Raw genomic sequence first — 19,131 nt, 5'->3', positions numbered from 1 at the left:
CCTAGTCGACCGCGCGCAGCTTCGGCCGGCCCGCCGGCGACTGGCGCAGCAGTTCGTCGACGCGCGCGGCGAGATCGACCTGGCGAAACGGCTTGGCGAGCCGGATGACGTCGTCGGGAACGTCTTCGCCCGCCGCTGCATAACCGGTCACCAGCAACGCGGGCGTGCGGTTGCCCGATGCGCGCAGTTCGCCGATCAGCTGGCCGCCGGTCATCCCCGGCATCAGATAGTCGGTCACCACGATGTCGGCATCGACGCCCGAGCGGATCGCCGACAGCGCCTGGCTCGCCGACGACATCTCGATCACGACATAGCCGATGTCGCGCAGCATGTCCGCGGTCGCGGCGCGCACGACATCCTCGTCATCGACCAGCAGCACCTTGGCGCCGTGTCGCGCGGGCACGGGTTCCGACGCGCTCTCGACCATGTCGACGGGCGTCTCGGAGGTCGCGGGCAGCCACAGTTCGACCGCGGTTCCCGCCCCCGGCTCGCTGGTCAGCCGCAGCGTCCCGCCCGATTGCGCGGCGAGGCCGTGAACCATCGACAGGCCGAGCCCGGTGCCCTTGCCCACGCCCTTTGTCGAGAAGAACGGCTCGGTCGCGCGCGCGAGCGTCGCGCGGTCCATCCCGATCCCGGTATCGGCCGCGGTCAGCCGGATATAGCTGCCCGCCGCCAGGCCGACCGTGTTGCGATCGTCGACCACCGATTCACCGACCGACAGCGTCAGGCGCCCGCCCCCCGGCATTGCGTCGCGCGCGTTGATCGCCAGGTTGAGCAACGCGAGTTCGAGCTGGTTCGGATCGACGCGGGCCGACGACAGATGCCGCGGCACCTCCAGCACGACCGTGATCGACGGCCCGAGCGAGCGGCGGATCAGGTCGACCAGCCCATCGATCAGCGCACCGATATCGACCGCGCGCGGCTGCAACGCCTGACGCCGCGCGAAGGCGAGCAGGCGCTGCGTCAGCGTCGCCGCGCGCTCGGCCGCCTGGAGCGCGCCGCCGATCATCCGCTGCGTCCGCTCGTCGTCCTTGTGCCGCCGCCGCATCAGATCGAGGCTGCCGACGATCGGAGTCAGCAGATTGTTGAAATCATGCGCGACGCCGCCGGTCAGCTGGCCGATCGCATCCATCTTCTGCGCCTGGGCAAGCTGCGCATCAGCTTCCTTGCGGTCGGTCACGTCGGAGATGACGCCCGACATCCGTACCGCGGTGCCGCTGTCGTCGTGGCGGACGCGCCCCTTGAGGACGACCCAGCGCTTGACGCCGTCCGCCGCATCGATACTGCATTCGAGATCGAGCGTCCCGGCGCGCCACGCCTCGTCCACCGCACGCTTCACGTCCGCACGTTGCCGCGGATCGACATGGTCGAGGAAGGTCTCGAGGTTCCACCGCGCTGTGCCCTGAGGATAGCCGAAGATATCATCGTGCCGCTGCGTCCGGCGGGTCTCGCCACTCTTCAGGTCGAAATCCCAGCTGCCCATCCCGGCCGCGTCGAGCGCAATTTCGAGGCTCTCGCGCGCCAGCCGAAGTTCCGCGGTGCGATCCTCGACCGCGCGTTCCAGCGTCACCGCGACGTCGCGCAGTTCATATTGCCGGCTGCGCGCGGTTAGCGCGGAACGGATCGCGCCGAGCATCGCCTCCGCATGCAGTGGCCGTTCGAGCAGTACGACGCTGCCCAGGTCGCGCAGCCTTTCGGTCGCGCGCACCGTCCGCGGGGCGCGGGTGCCGTTAGCGAGCACAACGAACGGAATATCCGCCCAGCCCGGCTGCGCCGCGACCCAGTCGGTCAGCGCGGTGGAATCCTCCACCGTCAGCGCCTCCTCGGTGAGCATCACCGCGCCCGCCCCGTCCTGCAACGCGTGCACCAGCGCGGCCTGGTCGGCGCAGATCGTCGCGACGATCGCGTTCCGCGACAGCAGGTCCGCCGCGATCGCCGCATCGCGGCCGCGCGGGGCAAGGATCAGCACGCGGTCCTGCATGCTAACGCTGTGGGTCCTCGGTCCTGATCCGGCTTGCCATCAACGTCGTTCCTTCACCGGAGAATGTCGGTACGCCAGCCAGGACGCCCTGGAATTGCCGCAGCGGTTCGCCGACATGCAATCCACTGCTACCGATCTGAAACTCCCGGATCGTCCTTTCGTGCCGCGCGGTGCGGGTCTTGATCACCGAAATCGCCTGACGGACTTCGCCATGCGCCTCGAAATAGCGCAGTTGGACGATCGTGTCGGACAGATAGCTCAGGTCGACATCGGACCGGATATCGCCCGTGATTCCGTGCAGCCCTAGGATCAGCAGACTGACGATCCCCTTCTGCCCGAGATAGGTGAGCATCTCGTGCATCTGCAGGACGAGGAACTGCTCGTTCGGCATCGCCTGCAGATACGCGTTGAGGCTGTCGATCACGACGACCTTGGCGCCGTGCACCTCGACCGCGGCACGGACCGCGTTCGAAAACTCCCCCGGCGACATTTCGGCAGGATCGATCGCGCGCAATGCCAGCTGGCCGCAGTCGACGAACGGCGCCAGGTCCATGCCCAGCGCGGCGCTGCGCTTGAGCAACGTCGGCAGTCGTTCGTCGAACAGGAAATAGGCGGCGCGATCGCCGCGCTTGAGCGCGGCGATCATGCTCTGCACCGAGGCGGTCGTCTTGCCGACGCCCGCTGGGCCGGTCAGCAGCGTGGCGGTGCCGGGGATCAGCCCGCCGCCCAGCAACGCATCGAGTTCGCTCGACCCGGTCGACATCGCCTCGTCGGAATAGGGTGCGCTATGCTCCGACGCGACCAGCCTGGGATAGACGCGCAGTCCACCCCGCTCGATCTCGAAATCATGATAGCCGCCGCGGTAGCGGACACCGCGCATCTTGACGACGTGGAGCCGCCGCCGCTGCGCACCGAACCCGGACAGCGTCTGCTCGAGCGAAACGACGCCATGCGCGATGCTGTGCAGCTGCAGGTCGCCCCCGCTGCCGCTCTTGTCGTCAAGGAACAGCACGGTGCAGTCGCGCGTCGAGAAGAAGTGCTTGAGCGCGAGGATCTGGCGGCGATAGCGGATCGGGCTCTGCGCGAGCAGGCGCAGTTCGGACAGGCTGTCGATGACGATCCGCGAAGGCCGGATCTCGTCGACCTTCGCCATCATGTCACGGATCGTCTCGCCGAGCTCGACCTCGCTCGGGTGCAACAGCGTCTGTTCGTGATCCTCGCTGAAGCCGTCGACGGGCACCATCTCGAACAGCACGAGTGGGTCGAGCGACCAGCCATGCGTCCGGGCCACCGCGCGCAGCTCGACCTCGGTCTCGGCGAGCGTGATATACAGCCCGACCTCGCCGACCGCGACGCCGGTGAGAAGAAACCCCAGGCCAAGCGTGGTCTTGCCGGTGCCGGGCGTCCCCTCGACCAGATACATCCGGTCCGGGGTCAGCCCGCCATTGAGGATATCGTCGAGCCCTTCGATTCCAGTCCGTGCCAGTGGCGGAAGATCGTCGTCGTGTGCCAACTGGCACTCCTTTCTGTCGACCGGCGCGCCAATATCGGGTCTCCGGTCTCTGCAAACATAGGAGATTGCGCGCTATTCGCAAAGGCGGGGGCGTGCCTAGCCCCGTCGCCCGAGGAACACGACGCCGGGTACGGACAGCGTCTCGCCGGTGGGGGCAAGGCGACCATCGGCGGCGATCCGGAACACCGCCAGCGTCCCCGATCGCTCATTGCCGACGACCAGCTGACGCTCGTCGTCGAGCAGTGCGAAGACGCGCGGCCAATGCCCGCCGCTCGCGATATGCTGGATCAGCGACGGCACGCCGGCCGCATCGAGCGCGAACACCGCGATGCTGTCATGCCCGCGGTTCGAGACATAGATCCGCTTGCCAGCGCGATCGATCGCGATATGCGCGGCTTGCGACGCGCCGCGATGCCCGGCGGGCAGTGTCGAGAGGCTGTGGCGACCGACGAACGTCCCGTCCTTGCGCGCATCGAGCGTGTGCAGCGCGTTCGACAGTTCGCACACGACATAGGCCAGCGGCTGCCGGGGATGCCGCGCCATGTGCCGCGGCCCCGCCCCTGCCGGCGCACGCCACGCGACCACCGGCGGCGCCACGCTGCGCGTCACCGGATCGAACCGATAGGCGAAGATCGCGTCGGCGCCGAGATCGACCGCGTGCAGCCAGCGACGGTCAGGGCTGAAGCCGACCCAATGCGCGTGCGGTGCCTCCTGGCGTTCATGATCCTTGCCTGCACTGGCGAAGCTGTCCGCATCGGCATGGCGGAACACGCTGGGGGATGCGGGCGCCCCGGTCTGCCGGTCGAGCGGGAAGAATGCGACGCTGCCGCTCGAATAGTTCGCGACTGCGAGGCAGGCGGATTGGCGATCGAGCGCGACGTGGCACGGATCCGCGCCCCCGGACGATACCGTCGCGCGCCGGACCCAGCCGGGGGCGTAGGCGGACACCTCGCCCTGCGCCTGCTCGCGCACCAGATACCACATCCCGCCGGGCCCACCGCCGATCCCGAACGACGCATCCGCAATGCCGTCGACCGGCATCCCGACCCGCCACCGATCGCCATTATCGCCGATCGGGTACAGGCCCTTGCCGCCCTCGCGGGCGTAGGTACCCGCGATCAGGGTCGGCGCGTTTCGCGCCGTTCGGGCGTGTCCGGCCGCCATCGGAAAAGCGAGCGTCGCGCCCATCGCGCCGAGCAGTGTCCGTCGTGTCGTTCCGTCGGTCATGCCATCCCCCGCCATGCGCCACATGCACGCGATACGGCGCCTGCACCGCATCCCCATGCGGCAGCGAGCAAGCGTTGGGAAGCGCGACCGCATCGCGATGCCCGCCCAGGCCACCGCCCCGTCGAGAAACGCCTCGATCGCACGCAAAATCGCTGCGCGTATCGCGAAGCTACAGACTTACCGACGCGACGCCTGGACAATGAAATCGGTTCAATTCCGACGGTTTTGTGTTCTTTAAGAACAGGCGACTGATCTGGGCGACGTGCAACGCGCGTCCGCGACAATTTCGCGTTTACTGCATCGCCCGGACAATAGTCACCGCGCGGTGCGGCACGCCTGCCGGCTGCGCCTCCGCAAGGCTTGACCGCTGCCGCCACCGGGGCCAGATCGCTGTCATTATTGGATATATCGAACGCCTGGGGGGGTGGGTCATCAGGCGTATCATTACCGTATTGGCAATACTGCACTGTCTCGCCTTCATCGATCGCACCATGATCGGCGGTGCGTTGCCATTGATGCGCCTGGACCTGCCGATGACCGATGCCGGCGCGGGCTGGCTGATCGGGACCGCCTTTGCCGTGCCGTACGGCGTCACCGCGCTGGCACTGGCGGCGATGCTGCGCGGGCGGCGGGCATCGCGCTGGTGGTTGATCGGCGGCGTGGTGGTCTGGACCGCGGCAACGCTCGTGACTGGCGCGGCACAATCCACGACCATGCTGATGCTGGCGCGGGCGGGGCTCGGCATCGGCCAGGCGATGTTCGTGCCGGTGGCGATCGCCTGGCTCGTCGACACCGCCGGCGCCGACGGGCGCGCGCGTGCGCTGTCGGTCTTCACGAGCGGCTCGACGATCGGGCGCAGCACCGCGCTGCTGGCGATCGGCGCGTTGCTGTCGGTATTGACCGTCCTCGCTCCCGTCGATCCTGCCAACCCGCTGAGCGGCGTCGCGCATTGGCGGTGGCTCTTCGTGATCACCGCGTTGCCCAACATCGTGATGCTCCCGCTGCTCCTCGGTATCCGCCGCAGCGCCGCGCGCATCGACCCGGCCGAGCCCCTGCCCGACGGTCCGCCGACGAATCCCCTGCCAGCCGAAGTCCGCTGGTCGACGATCGCGCTCTATTTCGCGGCGGCGATCATGCCCGTCCTGCTCATCCAGGCGATGGGCGCGTGGCTGCCGACGCTGTTCGTGCGCGACCGCGGTCTCCTGCCCGCCGAGGCGGCGATCCTGCTTGGCGGGGTGACGCTGATCGCGGCGCCCGCGGGCCAGCTCGCCGGCGGCTGGCTGATGACCCGCTATACCGGGTGGCATGATCATGTCCCGGCGATCCTGCTCACCGGGCTGATCGCGACGCTGCTGCCGCTCGCGGCGCTGGTCTGGACACCCAGCCTCGCCGGGGCGGTGGTCGGCGTGGCGATGGCGAACCTCACGCTCGGGATCGCCTCGTTCTGCGGGCTGTTCGGCGTGCAGATGCTGAGCCCGGTCTCGGCGCGCGTGACCGTCAACGGCATTTTTCTCGCGCTCGTCACGCTGGTGGGCGTCGGCGTCGGACCGCTGCTGACAGGCGTGCTGGCGACCGTCGCCGGAAGCGGCGGCGCCGGCACTGTTCCTGCCGCCGGGGCGCTCGGGGCCGCATTGTTCACCACCGGCGTGATCGCAAGCTGCGTCTGCGCGCTGGCGGTCTGGGCGGTCCGGCCCCGCTATCACCAAAGATGCACGGCATGACCGCGCCCGAGGCACCCGAACGCGTTTCGTTCGACAGCGCGGCGTTGCCGCCGAACGAGCGGATCGATCGGTACCGGGCACTCTACGCGCTCGGCGCCGACGTCACGCAGATCGGCCCAGACCCGCGCGCCGCGTTCGAAGCCTGGCGACTGGACCGCGCGCTGCTCTACGATCGCCGCCTCAACGACATCAGCCACAGCCGCGGCGAGCAGCGGGTCGGCCGCGACGGTTTCACGCACTGGACCGTGACGCTGGTGTTCGAGGGCCTGTTGCAGGTCGATATCGGCGACGGCATCCGCGACATCAAAGCGGGCGAGGTCGTGCTGGTCGATGTCAGCCGTGCCACGCGCAACATGATGCGCGATGCGCGGGTCGCGACGCTCGCGATCGCGCAGGACCGGATCGAGGAGACCGTCGGGCCGATCGGCGCGCTGCACGGACTGGTGCTGACCGCCGACCAGTGCCGGCTCTACGCCGATTTCGTCCAGTCGCTGCTGTCGAACCTGCCCAACATGAAGACCTCGTCGCTGCCGGCCGCGACGTCCGCGCTGTGCACGCTGCTGAAGGTGGCGCTGGAAACCTATGGCCTGCACGACACCATCGTCGAGGCCGGGCGCGACGGGCGGCGACTGAGCCAGCTTCGCACGCTGGTCGACGGCCGGCTGGGGGATCCCGATTTCGATGCAGAGACGGCAATTGCCGAGACCGGCGTGTCGCGTGCGACGCTGTACCGACTGCTGCGGCCGCAACAGGGGCTTGCCGCCTTCATCCTCGCGCGACGCCTCGAACAGGTCCGGCGCGCGCTCTCCAACCCCGCCGAGCGACGGTCGTTCGCCGAGATCGCGCTCGACGCAGGGCTCGTCACCGAGAGCCACGCCAGCCGTGCGTTCCTGGCGCGCTACGGGCTAAGGCCCGGCGGCTATCGCACCGCGGTCGCGACTGCGATGGCGGAGACCGATCCTATCGAGCAGATCCGGTTGTGGCAGCAGGAACTGCGCTGATCGCGATCAGGACCGCGCCTGCCATGCGAGCCACAGCCATCCCCCGATCAGCAGCGCGCCACCGATCGGCGTGATCGCCCCGAACCAGCGCGGCGCCCCCAGCGCCATCGCATAGAGCGTCAGCGCGAAGATCGCCGCGCCGGCCACGAACAGCCAGGCGGGTCCGCGCGCCTCCATGCGGATCGCCACCAGCGCCGCGACGACGTGGACGAGCTGGTACTGCGCGCCGGTCTTCAGCCACTCCGCGGCGGCACCGCTCGCGCCATGTGCGCCGAACGCGCCGGCGGCGACCGCGATCGCACCCGACAAGGCGGCGAGAATGACGATGATCATGGCTGGTCGTTCCCCCAGGGAAAGCGTTGCGCGGTCTCGGTGCGGGCCGCGCGGATGTCGCCTGAGTCGATCTGGAACTGCAACCGTTCCTTGTCGCGCGCCCGATACGCTTCCTCCGCACGATCGATATCGCCCGGCGCGACATCGAGGCCGCGCAACGCCAGCCGCGCCATCTTCACCGCCGATTCGAGCACTTCGCGGACCACCGCATTCGCCGACGTGTTCTTCAGCTTGACCAGCGCACGCCGATCATAGGCGCGGACATAGATCGCCGCGTCGGGAAACGCCTCGTGCACCCCCTCGATCGTGGCGGGATCGAGCTGGTCGCCGTCCATGCAGAAACAGATGACCTCTGCCTCCGCCGCGCCCGCCTGGCGCAACAGGTCGAGCCGCGTGCCGTCGCCATAATAGACCTTCGCGCCGAACTCGCCCGCGATGTCGATCATCTCGATATCGGTGTCGATCAGCGTCACCGGAATATCCTCCTCGAGCAGGATCTGGCCGACCGTCTGGCCGAACCGCCCATAGCCGACGATGATCGCGTTCGCGCCATCGACCTTGGGACCGTCGCGCTCCTGCCCCTTGGCGACCGGCTCGGTCCGGAAGCGGCGCGTGATCCCCATCAGGAACGGCGTCGTCGCCATCGACAGCGTGATGATTGCGCCGAACAGGCTCGCCGCCTGCGGTTCGATCAGCAGCCCGGCCTGCGCCTGCGCGAACAGCACGAAGCCGAACTCGCCGCCCTGGCTCAGCAACAGGCCGAGCGCGAACGCCTGGCGCCACGTCATCCTGAACGCCATCCCGATCAGCATGATCACGCTGGTCTTGGTCAGGATGAGCGCGGCCGCCATCGCCATCACGAACAGCGGCCGCTCGGCGATCGCGTTCAGATCGAGCACCATGCCGACCGCGAGGAAGAACAGCCCGAGCAGGATCGATCGGAACGGCTCGACATCGGCTTCGAGTTCGTGCCGGTACGGGCTGTCGGCGAGCATGACGCCGGCGATGAACGCGCCAAGCGCGGTCGACAGTCCGAGCCACTCCATGATCGCGGCGCTGGCGATGACCGTGAAAAGGCCCGCGAAGACGAACATCTCGCGCTCGCCGAGATTGCCGATCAGCCGGAAGAACGGGCGAAGCAGAAAGCGGCCCGCGACGACGAGCCCGACGACCGCGAGCACCGTGTAGATTGCGAGCAGCCAGCCGGGCGGCGCGTTGGCGTCGGCGGGATTGCGGCTCATCGCCGCGACGATCGTGATGAGCGGGACGATCGAGAGATCCTGGAACAACAGGATCGAGAACGCGCGCTCACCGAACGGCGTCTTCATGCGGCCGGAAGAGCGCAACATCGGGAGGACCTGCGCGGTCGAGGACAGCGCGAGCGGGAGCCCGAGCGCGAGCGCGGCGGGCAGCGAGAAACGCGCGCCGATCCAGACGATCGCGGTGATCGCCAGCCCGCAGATCGCGACCTGCAACAGGCCCAGCCCGAATATCTCCTCCTTCATCCGCCACAGGCGCGTCGGATTGAGCTCGAGCCCGACGATGAACAGCAGCAGCGTGATGCCGAGTTCGGCGAAGCCAAGCTTGGATTCCGCATCGCCGACCAAACCGAGCACGTGCGGCCCCACGACCGCGCCCGCGACGAGATAGCCGAGCGTCGCCCCCAGCCCGAGTCGCCGGAACAACAGCACGAACATCAGCCCAAACCCGAGCAATACGACTCCGTCGCGCAGCAGCGACGGTGCCGTGCCCTCGGCCATCAGGCTTTGGCCTTTGCAGCGGTATCGGCGGCTTCGGCCGCGGCTTCGAACGCCAGCCGGATCGAGGGATGGCGCGCGGTGTAATCGAGCGCGGGGGTGAAGATATCCATTCCCGGCCAATCGGGCGCATCGCCTTCGCGTGCAAGCCAGGTGGTCAGCGCGTCGCGCGCGGCGGCGAGTTCGGCAGGCGTCCGGCCGAGGATGTTGGCGGCGAGCAACGACGACGATGCCTGCCCCAGCGCGCAGGCGCGGACCAGCAGCCCGACCTCGCTCACGCGCCCCTCGGCGTCGACCGCGACGTCGATCGTCACGCGGCTGCCGCAGATCGGCGAGCGTTTCTCGGCGGTCGCCATCGGCGCGGGGAGGCGTTCGTGGTGCGGGATCGTCGCGGCGAGACGCAAAATCTCGGCGTTGTAGAGGGGCGCGCTCATGGCTTCGGCTCGCTTGCGTTATCGGATCGGGAGGGCGGCGTCATGGCGCCGAACACGGGTTTGCCGCGGCGGCGGCGGTCGACGAAATCGGCGATGCTGGCGCTCGTGGCGTTGAGCAGCGGGTAGGTACGCGACGTCGTCATCCAGCCGGGCCGGCGCGCGGGTCCACCGCCCATCGTATCGATGACGAGTGTCGCGAGCAGGAAGACGAGGCTGGCGAGGATCAGGCCCTTGAGCGCGCCGAAGCCGAAGCCGAGCGCGCGGTCGACGGGTCCCAGGATCGACGTCCTGGTCCGCGCGCCGATCGCGTTGGCGACCAGCCGTCCGCCGATATAGGTCAGCCCGGTGATGATCGCGAAGGCGAGCACCGCGGCGCCGCCGACGGTACCGATCATCGGCGACAGCGTGGCAGCGAGCGGGATGTGGAACAGCTTCAGCATCGCCACCATCGCGACCCAGGCGAACATCGACAGCACTTCGGTCACGAACCCGCGAATCAACCCGAGCACCGCCGACCCGGCGACGGCGAGCAGGACGACAATGTCTAGCGCGGTGAGGTTCATGGATCTGGAATAGGGATGCGCGCGCCGAACCGCTAGTGCGGGCGTTCGTGTCGCGTCCTCGCCAGCCCCGTCATACCCCGCGCGGTGCTACCCCCGCCCCATCATGTGATCGACGAACGAGGCCAGCGTCTTGAAGCCCGACAGTTTCATCCCGCTCTTTTCCCCCGTCATCGACGCCGGGACCAGCGCGCGTTCGAAGCCGAGCTTGCTCGCCTCCTTGAGCCGTAACGGCCCATGCGCCACCGGACGGATCTCGCCCGACAGCGCGACCTCGCCGAACGCCACCGCGTCGACGGGTACCGGGCGCTCCGACATCGCCGAGATCAATGCTGCCGCCACCGCCAGGTCGGCCGCCGGATCCTGCACGCGGTAGCCGCCGGCGATGTTCAGATAGACTTCGGCGTTCGAGAAGCTGAGCCCGCACCGCGCCTCGAGCACCGCGAGGATCATCGCGAGCCGCCCCGAGTCCCAGCCGACCACCGCGCGCCGCGGGGTTGCCCCCGATGCCAGTCGCACGGTGAGCGCCTGGATCTCGACGAGCACCGGGCGCGTCCCCTCCAGCGCCGGAAACACCGTCGCGCCGGTCATCGCGTCGTCGCGGTGCGTGAGGAACAGCGACGACGGGTTGCCGACCTCGGCCAGCCCCTCGGTCTGCATCGAGAAGACGCCGATCTCGTCGGTACCGCCGAAGCGGTTCTTGATCGCGCGCAGGATGCGGTACTGGTGGCTCCGCTCGCCTTCGAACGACAGCACCGTGTCGACCATATGCTCGAGCACGCGCGGACCGGCGATCGAGCCGTCCTTGGTGACGTGCCCGACCAGCACCACCGCAGTGCCGCGTTCCTTGGCGAAGCGGATCAGCTCCTGCGCCGACGCGCGGACCTGGCTGACCGTGCCGGGGGCGCCCTCGATCAGGTCCGAATGCATCGTCTGGATCGAATCGATCACCAGCATCGCCGGCGGTCGCGTCTGCAACGTCGTCAGGATGTCGCGCGTCGAGGTCGCCGCCGCGAGCTGCACCGGCGCATTGCCGAGCCCCAGCCGCCGCGCGCGCAGCCGCACCTGGTCCGCGGCCTCCTCACCCGAGACATAGGCGACCGACTGGCCCGCAAGCGCCATCTTCGCCGCCGCCTGCAGCAGCAGGGTCGACTTGCCGATGCCGGGATCGCCCCCGATCAGCGTTGCCGATCCCTCGACGAAGCCGCCGCCCAGCGCGCGGTCGAGCTCGGCGATGCCGGTCGCCATCCGATCGGGCAGCTTGATCTCGGCATCGAGCCCGACGAGCTGAATCGCGCGGCCGCCGGTCTGCAGATTGTGCTTCGAATGGAACGGCGTCGCGGCGGTGTTCGCCTCCTCGACCAGCGTGTTCCATTCGTTACAATCGGCGCACTGCCCCGCCCACCGGTGCGATACCGATCCACAGGACTGACATACATAACGTTTCTGGGGTTTCGCCATGGCGGCGGCTTAGCCCAGCAGGAACGATAAGGGAACATCGTTCGCCCGGATCGGCCCCGCACAGCGCGCGCGGCCGGATTGTCTGGCGCTTGCCCACGTGCGGCGCTATCCGCCCGGAGGATGCAGCCGACCGATCTCCGTGTGGCCCTGTTCAGCGGCAATTATAACTATGTCCGCGACGGCGCGAACCAGTCGCTGAACCTGCTTGTCGGGCACCTGTTGTCGCGCGGCGTGCAGGTCCGCGTCTATTCGCCGACCGTCGCCAAGCCCGCCTTCCCCGCGATCGGCGATCTGGTCGACGTGCCCGCAATCCCGTTGGTCGGCGGTCGCGGCGAATATCGCGTCGCGCTGGGCATCACGCCGCGCGTGCGCCGCGACATCGATGCGTTTGCGCCCAACATCGTCCATGTCTCCGCGCCCGAGTTTCTCGGCCATGCCGCGGTCGCTTATGCTCGCACCCGCGCGATCGCGACGGTCGCGTCGTTCCACACGCGGTTCGAGACCTATTTCCGCTATTACCGGATGGGTTTCCTCGAGCCGCTCGCGAAAAAGCGGCTGACCCGCTTCTACAACCGCGTCGACGAGGTCGTCGTCCCCTCGCCCAGCATGGCCGACCTGTTGCGCGGCTGGGGGGTGACGTCGTCGATCGGCATCTGGTCGCGCGGGATCGATCACGACCGGTTCAACCCGGCGCGGCGCGATCTGGCCTGGCGGCGCTCGCTCGGCATCGGCGATGACGAGATGGTCGTCGGGTTCCTCGGCCGGCTGGTGAAGGAAAAGGGCCTCGACGTCTTTGCCGACGTGCTGACCGAGCTGCGCCGCCGCGGCGTCCGCCACCGCGTCGTGGTGGTCGGTGAAGGCCCGGCGCGCGACTGGTTTGCGGAGCGCGTGCCCGAAGCGGTGTTCACCGGCTTCCAGTCGGGCGAGGCGCTCGGCCGGGCGGTCGCGTCGATGGACGTGTTCTTCAACCCCAGCGTCACCGAGACGTTCGGCAACGTCACGCTCGAAGCGATGGCGGCGAGCGTCCCCGTCGTCGCCGCGCGCGCGACCGGCGCGGTCGACCTGATCGACGACGGCCGGACCGGCTTCCTGGTGCCACCGACCGACATCGCCGGCTATGCCGACGCGATCGGCCGGATCGTCGCCGAGCCGGGCCTCCGCCACGCGATGGGCAGCGCCGGCCATGCCAAGGCGGCGGGCTATCGCTGGGACGTGATCAACCAGACCGTGCTCGACACCTACCTTGCGGTGATGGCGCGCCGCGAGCGCGGCTGATCGACCACCGATAACGCACCGATCGGCGTCAGACAGCCACCCAGTCGAACGTCAGCGGCGCCTCGCGGAAGGCGAAGCGGTCGAGATGGCTCGACACCACGCCGCGCATCCGCTCGACATCCTCGCCGTCCGGCACCGTCAGCGCGACGTCCAGCGTCTCGCTGTCCGCGCGCATCCCCAACACCGTGCCGTTCGGGAAGGCTATGCGGCCCTCTTCTTCCGAAACCGTCACCTCCATCTTGTGGCTCCAATGCTTGGCCAACTGCTGGAGATACTTGCTCGCCGAATGCGTCGGCACGCGTGAGACCGAGACGCTCACTTCAACCGCTCGATCTTCTGCGCGACCTCGTCGATCAGCGCCGCCACGTCGTGCAGCGTATCCTCGTTGACGTCGTCGCGCATCAACCGGTGCTGGAGCACCTGCCGCAGATTGCCCATCGCCCGCCGGATCGGCGCACCATCGGTTCGCTCCGATTCCGCGCCCACCGCCGCCAGTCGCGCAAACAGCGCATCGACGATCGCGCCATTCCCGGCGAGATGCGCACGGCCCTCGTCGCTCGCCGCAAAGCGCTTCTTGGCGCCCTCCGACTGCTGCTCCTCGATCAGCCCCATCTCGTCGAGCATGCTGAGCGTCGGATAGACGACCCCCGGGCTCGGCGCATAACCGCCGCCGGTCAGCCCTTCGATCTCGCGGATCAGGTCGTAGCCGTGGCGTGGTGCGTCCGCGATCAGCTTCAGCATCACGAGCTTCAGTTCGCCGCCATCGAACAGCCGGCGCCGACCACCGGGGCCGCCACGATGCCCGTGCCGTCCGTGCCCGCTATGACCGTCATGGCCCGGCCGACCGCGTTGCTCGCCGTCGCCACGCGGGCCTCCGGTCCACGCTCCATATCCTGTACCAAAACGCATTTGAGTGTTCTCCGATATATCTTCGTTCATGATCTGAGATATATCGCAGACTATTTTGTGTTCAAGGGGGCGGTCGAAAGATTCGCGCAATTCTCGTCGGCCACGGGAATGACGGTCCTTAGCGGGAGGACGCGCATGGATGGGCAAACCGCCCCCCCGCCCCTATCTTTGCCGGATGGCCGACCTCTTCGCGGGCTTCGAACCCGCCCCCCCTACCGAAACGCCCCCCGAGAACGCGCCGCTCGCGGATCGCCTGCGCCCGCGTACGCTCGACGAGGTGGTCGGGCAGGATCACATCACCGGCCCCGAGGGTGCGATCGGCAGGATGGTGTCGGCAGGACGGCTATCCTCGATCATCCTGTGGGGCCCGCCCGGCACCGGCAAGACCACCATCGCGCGGCTGCTCGCGGACGCGGTCGACCTGCGGTTCGTCGCGATCTCGGCGGTGTTCTCAGGCGTGGCCGAGCTGAAAAAGTCGTTCGCCGAGGCGCGCGAGCATGCCAAGATGGGCAAGCGCACCTTGCTGTTCGTGGACGAAATCCACCGCTTCAACCGCGCGCAGCAGGACGGTTTCCTGCCCTATGTCGAGGACGGCACCGTCACGCTGGTCGGCGCGACCACCGAGAATCCGTCGTTCGAACTCAACGCCGCGTTGCTCAGCCGCGCGCAGGTGCTGATCCTCGAACGGCTCGGTCGCGGCGCGCTCGAACAGCTGCTCGACCGTGCCGAGGTGGTGATGGAGCGCCCCCTGCCCGTCACCTCGCCCGCCAAAGACGCGTTGATCGCGAGCGCCGACGGCGATGGCCGGTTCCTGCTCAACCAGGCGGAGACGCTGTTCTCGGTCAACCTGCCCGAACCGCTCGATCCGGCGGGGCTGTCGAACTTTCTGCAACGCCGCGTCGCGGTGTACGACAAGGATCGCGAGGGGCATTACAACCTCATCTCCGCGCTTCACAAATCGATCCGCGGCAGCGATCCGCAGGCCGCGCTCTATTATCTCGCGCGGATGCTGACCGCGGGCGAGGAACCACTGTTCCTGCTGCGCCGCCTGACCCGCGCGGCGGTCGAGGATATCGGCCTCGCCGATCCGCAGGCGCTGGTCCAGTGCATCGCCGCCAAGGACACCTACGATTTTCTCGGCAGCCCGGAGGGCGAGCTCGCGATTGCGCAGGCCTGCGTGTATCTGGCGACTGCGCCCAAATCGAACGCGGTGTACAAGGCGCAGAAGGCGGCGTGGAAATCGGCGCGCGAGACGGGATCGCTGATGCCCCCCGCCGCGATCCGCAACGCCCCGACCAAGCTGATGCGCGATATCGGCTACGGCAAGGGCTATGCGTATGACCATGATGCTGACGATGCGTTTTCGGGCTCGAATTACTGGCCCGACGAGATGAGCCCGCAGACCTTCTACGCGCCCACCGAACGCGGGTTCGAAAAGCGCCTGTCGGAACGGCTGGCCTATTGGGACGGCCTGCGCGCGACCAAACGCGCATGAGGAATAGGGACGCGGTCGCTGCCTATGCGCTGTTGCTGACCGATACCGCGGCGTGGGATCAGACCTCGGTCGCGCAGCGCAAAGGCTATGGCGATCGCCCCTGATCGGTTCAGCCATTTCGCCGCAATCGACTGGTCGGGTGCGGTCGGCGCGCGGCAGCCCGGCATCGCCGTTGCGATCTGCACGCATGGTGCTGAGGCCCCGACGCTGGTCGCGCCCGAGGGCGGCTGGTCGCGCGCCGCCGCGCTCGACTGGCTGGCGAGTGCGATGCCGCCCGATACGCTGGTCGGGCTCGATCTCGGGCCGTCGCTGCCATTCGTCGATCGCGGTGCGTTCTTCCCCGGCTGGTCCGACAGCCCCGCGGACGCGCGCGCCTTGTGGCGGCTGGTCGAGGCGATCTGCGCCGACGACCTGCATCTCGGCGCGAGCAGCTTTGTCGATCATGACGCGATCGCGCCGCACCTGCGGCGTCATGGCGGGCGCAAGGGCGTGTTCTTCGAAGGCCGCGGGCGGCTGCGCGTGACCGAGGAGGCGCAGGGTCTGCAGGGGCTCAACCCGACCAGCGCGCTCAACCTGGTCGGCGCCGCGCAGGTCGGCAAGTCGAGCCTGACGGGCATGCGCGTACTGCACCGGCTCGCCGGGCGCCTACCGGTCTGGCCGTTCGACCCGCTGCCCGCGAGCGGGTCGGCGATCGTCGAGATCTACACGACGATCGCCGCACGCGCCGCCGGTATCCGCAAGGGCCTCAGCAAGATGCGCGACGCCGAGTCGCTCGATGCGGCGCTCGCCGCGCTCGGCAGCGCGCCGCACCGGCCGCTCGCACGCTATGACGACCACGCGACCGACGCGATCCTCACCGCGGCGTGGCTGCGCACGACCGCGCACCGCGCCGACCTCTGGGCCCCGCCCGCACTGACCCCGCATATCGCGCAAACCGAGGGCTGGACCTTCGGCGTTTCTTGAAGCATTGGGCATTCAGCACCGGGCGCACAGAGCCCGGCACGCACCGGCCGGTTTAGCTCAGTTGGTAGAGCGCCAGTTTTGTAAACTGGATGTCGCGGGTTCGATTCCTGCAACCGGCACCACTCCCCTTTCAAGTACTGCCGCACCTCGCCTGCTCGCTTGCCGATGCCGTGCGTTCGCCTTACCACGCGCCGACAAGACCAATGTGATACCGGAGAGCAAAAGATGGCGCGACGTACCGGAGAGATCGGCGCCGCCGCGTCGCTGGTGGCAGCTCTTGCAGGCTGGGCGACCGCGTTGCCGAGCCAGGCGTCCGCTGCGCCGATAACCCGCCCGGCGATCTTCCCGACGCCAGCCTCGATGACGCTGACGACGGGCACGCTCACGCTGGGCACGTCCGTCGTGTTGGTCGCGGCACCGGGTACCGATCCCGACACCGTCGCGCGCGTCCGCACGATCCTGACGGCGGCGGGGGTGACGACGATCACCGAAGCGCGCCGACTGCCCGCGGGCCCCGATCGCGTTCATATCGTGCTGGGCGTCGGCGACGCCGGCGTCGTGCGCGATGCACTCGCCCGCAGTAGCGCCAAGCTCGACACGCACGCCGAGGGCTACACCATCGTCAGCCTTGCCGCAGGTGCCGGCATCATCACGCTCGCCGGGCACGATTCGGACGGGCTGTTCCATGCCGTACAGACCTTCCGCCAGCTCGCCACCCGCACCGTCTTGCCCGCGCTCGTGATCCAGGATCATCCGGCGATGCCGATCCGCGGCACGATCGAGGGGTTCTACGGCGCGCCCTGGTCGATGGCGGATCGCACGCGGCATCTCGACTTCCTCGCCACGGTCAAGGCGAACACCTATGTCTACAGCCCGAAGGACGATCCCTATGCGCGTGATCGCTGGCGCGAGGCCTATCCTGCCGCCACGCTCGCGTCGCTCGGTACGCTGGCGCAGACCGCACGGCGCAACCATGTCGACTTCGTCTACGCGGTGTCGCCCGGGCCGTCGGTGTGCTTCTCCGATCCCGCCGACGTACAGGCGCTGGAACGCAAGTTCGACGCGCTGCGGGCGATCGGCGTCGGCAGCTTCTACGTCGCGCTCGACGACATCGAATACACCAAGTGGAACTGCGACCGCGACAAGACCGCGTTCGGCCCTTCGGGGGCCGAGGCGGCCGGGGTTGCGCAGGCGCAGTTGCTCAACGCGGTGCAGGCGGGCCTGCGCGCCAAGGATCCGGGCGCGCGCGCGCTCATCATGGTGCCTACCGAATATTACGATGCGAAGGAAACGCCGTACAAGGCGGCGCTGCGCAAGCATCTCGATCCGCGGATCGTCGTCCAGTGGACCGGCACCGACGTCGTGCCCCCCGCCATCTCGATCCCCGACGCAAAGGCCGCGACCAAGGCGTTCGGCCGCAAGACGCTGTTGTGGGACAATTATCCGGTCAACGATTACGCGCAGACGACCGGGCGGCTGCTGATGGCCCCCTATGCACGGCGCGAGGCCGGGCTGTCGGGCGAGCTGACCGGCATCCTGTCCAACCCGATGAACCAGGAGGCGCCGAGCCGCCCGGCGGTGACCGGGGTCGCCGCGTTCGGCTGGAACGACACGGCGTATGATGCCGATCGGACCTGGCACTTCTCCGCGCGTGAACTGGCGGGCGGCGACGAGCGGGCGACCGCGGCTCTGCTCACCTTCTTCGATACGCAGCACATGGCGCCGACCTTCGGCAGCCAGCCCTGGCAGGAGCAGGCGCCGCGCCTGAAGGCAGCGCTCGACTCCGTCCGCGAAGCGCTGGCGGATGGCGACGCAGCGGTCCGGCGTCAGGGAATCGCAGACCTGTCCCGACAGGCCAATGCGATTACCAACGCCCCCGACATCATCCGATCCGGGACGATCGACCCCGGCTTTGCCGCACAGTCGCGGCCATGGCTCGACGCGATGCAGCTTTGGGGACGCGCGCTGCAACTGACCGCCGCCGGGCTGGACGCCGCCGATCGCGGCAGCAGCGCCGCCAGCCGTTATTTCGCCGACGCCAAGCGGCTCGCGGACCAGGCGGCGGCGATCAAGACCATCGCTGGCGCGACCCGGTTCGACGGCCCGATCAAGATCGCCGACGGCGTGCTCGACCGGTTCGTCGCCGATGCCCCGACGATGATCGCGGTCGCGCCGGTGCCTGATGACCGACGCTGACCGCCGCGCCGCCGAAGCCCGGTGGCTGGAACTGACCCGCCACCTGCTCCCGGCCGCTGCGCCGGATCGCGGCTGGCCGGTCCGGGCCGATCATTGCTTCCAGCGCATCTTTCTCGACAATGCCTGTGACGGCGTCTGGTACGACTACATCACCGGTCGCCCGGCCTATGCCCGTGCCGACCCCGTGATCCTCGACCGTGCGGTAGCCTTGGCCGAGGCTGCTTTGGCAGGTGACGCCGATCTCACGCTGCTCAACCGGCGATCCCTGGCCTGGCGAAAGCTGCGCGCTAGCGGCGGGTAACGGG

At 68.6% G+C, this 19,131-nt stretch carries 17 protein-coding genes and 1 tRNA gene; 8 read left to right on the top strand and 10 right to left on the bottom strand.

The genetic code is table 11. The annotated features are described in order from the left end of the window. Position 1: 1 nt before the first annotated feature. The 3 genes from EV283_RS07245 to EV283_RS07235 all read right to left on the bottom strand — a co-directional run bounded on the left by EV283_RS07245 (position 2) and on the right by EV283_RS07235 (position 4,721). The gene (locus EV283_RS07245; RefSeq protein ID WP_130324078.1) at positions 2 to 1,981 is read right to left on the bottom strand and encodes a PAS domain-containing sensor histidine kinase; all 1,980 of its coding nucleotides are present in this window, start codon (positions 1,979 to 1,981) and stop codon (positions 2 to 4) included. 1 nt (position 1,982) lies between these two features. Then, positions 1,983 to 3,494: an ATPase domain-containing protein gene (locus EV283_RS07240; protein ID WP_278044194.1), complete on the bottom strand. Its 1,512-nt coding sequence runs from the start codon at positions 3,492 to 3,494 to the stop codon at positions 1,983 to 1,985. Positions 3,495 to 3,590: 96 nt separating this feature from the next. Then, the gene (locus EV283_RS07235; RefSeq protein WP_165391715.1) at positions 3,591 to 4,721 is read right to left on the bottom strand and encodes a lactonase family protein; all 1,131 of its coding nucleotides are present in this window, start codon (positions 4,719 to 4,721) and stop codon (positions 3,591 to 3,593) included. Between the two features lie 452 nt (positions 4,722 to 5,173). Between EV283_RS07235 and EV283_RS07230 the strand changes: the two genes are divergently transcribed. Together EV283_RS07230 and EV283_RS07225 are read left to right on the top strand one after the other, a co-directional pair. Further along, positions 5,174 to 6,442 (top strand): MFS transporter, encoded by a 1,269-nt coding sequence (locus EV283_RS07230; protein WP_130324074.1) that lies wholly within the window; start codon positions 5,174 to 5,176, stop codon positions 6,440 to 6,442. After that, entirely contained in the window at positions 6,439 to 7,443 is a 1,005-nt protein-coding gene (locus EV283_RS07225) for a helix-turn-helix domain-containing protein (RefSeq protein ID WP_165391714.1), read from the top strand. Before EV283_RS07230 ends, EV283_RS07225 begins: the two co-directional genes overlap by 4 nt. 6 nt (positions 7,444 to 7,449) lie before the next feature. Here the strand turns inward: EV283_RS07225 and EV283_RS07220 are convergent, their stop codons facing one another. The 5 genes from EV283_RS07220 to radA all read right to left on the bottom strand — a co-directional run bounded on the left by EV283_RS07220 (position 7,450) and on the right by radA (position 11,988). Then, positions 7,450 to 7,776, bottom strand: coding sequence for a DUF423 domain-containing protein (locus tag EV283_RS07220; protein ID WP_130324070.1), 327 nt, complete (start codon positions 7,774 to 7,776; stop codon positions 7,450 to 7,452). Further along, on the bottom strand, positions 7,773 to 9,536 hold the full coding sequence (locus tag EV283_RS07215) for a cation:proton antiporter (protein WP_130324068.1): 1,764 nt from the start codon (positions 9,534 to 9,536) through the stop codon (positions 7,773 to 7,775). The genes EV283_RS07220 and EV283_RS07215 overlap by 4 nt, the downstream gene beginning before the upstream one ends. Beyond that, positions 9,536 to 9,967 (bottom strand): iron-sulfur cluster assembly scaffold protein, encoded by a 432-nt coding sequence (locus tag EV283_RS07210; RefSeq protein ID WP_130324066.1) that lies wholly within the window; start codon positions 9,965 to 9,967, stop codon positions 9,536 to 9,538. The genes EV283_RS07215 and EV283_RS07210 overlap by 1 nt, the downstream gene beginning before the upstream one ends. Next, positions 9,964 to 10,530, bottom strand: coding sequence for a CvpA family protein (locus EV283_RS07205; protein WP_056420428.1), 567 nt, complete (start codon positions 10,528 to 10,530; stop codon positions 9,964 to 9,966). Before EV283_RS07205 ends, EV283_RS07210 begins: the two co-directional genes overlap by 4 nt. A gap of 87 nt (positions 10,531 to 10,617) precedes the next feature. Then, positions 10,618 to 11,988 carry a DNA repair protein RadA gene (radA, locus tag EV283_RS07200; RefSeq protein WP_056420431.1) on the bottom strand — a complete coding sequence of 457 codons (1,371 nt, stop codon included), beginning with the start codon at positions 11,986 to 11,988 and terminating at the stop codon, positions 10,618 to 10,620. 120 nt (positions 11,989 to 12,108) lie between these two features. On the opposite strand from radA, the gene EV283_RS07195 reads away from it, so the two are divergent. Continuing rightward, positions 12,109 to 13,263 carry a glycosyltransferase family 1 protein gene (locus tag EV283_RS07195; RefSeq protein WP_130324064.1) on the top strand — a complete coding sequence of 385 codons (1,155 nt, stop codon included), beginning with the start codon at positions 12,109 to 12,111 and terminating at the stop codon, positions 13,261 to 13,263. A 28-nt stretch (positions 13,264 to 13,291) separates the two neighbouring features. On the opposite strand, the gene EV283_RS07190 is transcribed toward EV283_RS07195, so the two are convergent. Then, on the bottom strand, positions 13,292 to 13,582 hold the full coding sequence (locus EV283_RS07190) for a DUF2218 domain-containing protein (protein ID WP_130324062.1): 291 nt from the start codon (positions 13,580 to 13,582) through the stop codon (positions 13,292 to 13,294). Then, positions 13,579 to 14,172: a PadR family transcriptional regulator gene (locus tag EV283_RS07185; RefSeq protein WP_130324060.1), complete on the bottom strand. Its 594-nt coding sequence runs from the start codon at positions 14,170 to 14,172 to the stop codon at positions 13,579 to 13,581. Before EV283_RS07185 ends, EV283_RS07190 begins: the two co-directional genes overlap by 4 nt. Before the next feature lie 175 nt (positions 14,173 to 14,347). Here EV283_RS07185 and EV283_RS07180 point away from each other — a divergent pair, with 175 nt between their 5' ends. From EV283_RS07180 to EV283_RS07160, 5 genes are all read left to right on the top strand, one after another. Continuing rightward, on the top strand, positions 14,348 to 15,667 hold the full coding sequence (locus EV283_RS07180; protein WP_130324058.1) for a replication-associated recombination protein A: 1,320 nt from the start codon (positions 14,348 to 14,350) through the stop codon (positions 15,665 to 15,667). Positions 15,668 to 15,754: 87 nt separating this feature from the next. Then, positions 15,755 to 16,630 carry a hypothetical protein gene (locus tag EV283_RS07175; protein ID WP_207223059.1) on the top strand — a complete coding sequence of 292 codons (876 nt, stop codon included), beginning with the start codon at positions 15,755 to 15,757 and terminating at the stop codon, positions 16,628 to 16,630. A gap of 46 nt (positions 16,631 to 16,676) precedes the next feature. Beyond that, a tRNA-Thr gene (locus EV283_RS07170) sits at positions 16,677 to 16,752 on the top strand. 103 nt (positions 16,753 to 16,855) lie between these two features. After that, positions 16,856 to 18,826: a beta-N-acetylglucosaminidase domain-containing protein gene (locus EV283_RS07165; RefSeq protein ID WP_130324056.1), complete on the top strand. Its 1,971-nt coding sequence runs from the start codon at positions 16,856 to 16,858 to the stop codon at positions 18,824 to 18,826. Further along, a complete protein-coding gene (locus EV283_RS07160) occupies positions 18,813 to 19,127 on the top strand; it encodes a GCN5-related N-acetyltransferase (RefSeq protein WP_130324054.1) in 315 nt (104 codons plus the stop codon). Before EV283_RS07165 ends, EV283_RS07160 begins: the two co-directional genes overlap by 14 nt. Positions 19,128 to 19,131 lie beyond the last annotated feature (4 nt).

The organism is Sphingomonas sp. BK036 (assembly GCF_004216825.1).
Classification (GTDB): Bacteria; Pseudomonadota; Alphaproteobacteria; order Sphingomonadales; family Sphingomonadaceae; genus Sphingomonas.
The sequence above is the reverse complement of the archived record's forward strand: the minus strand, read 5'-3'. Positions and strand labels throughout refer to the sequence as shown.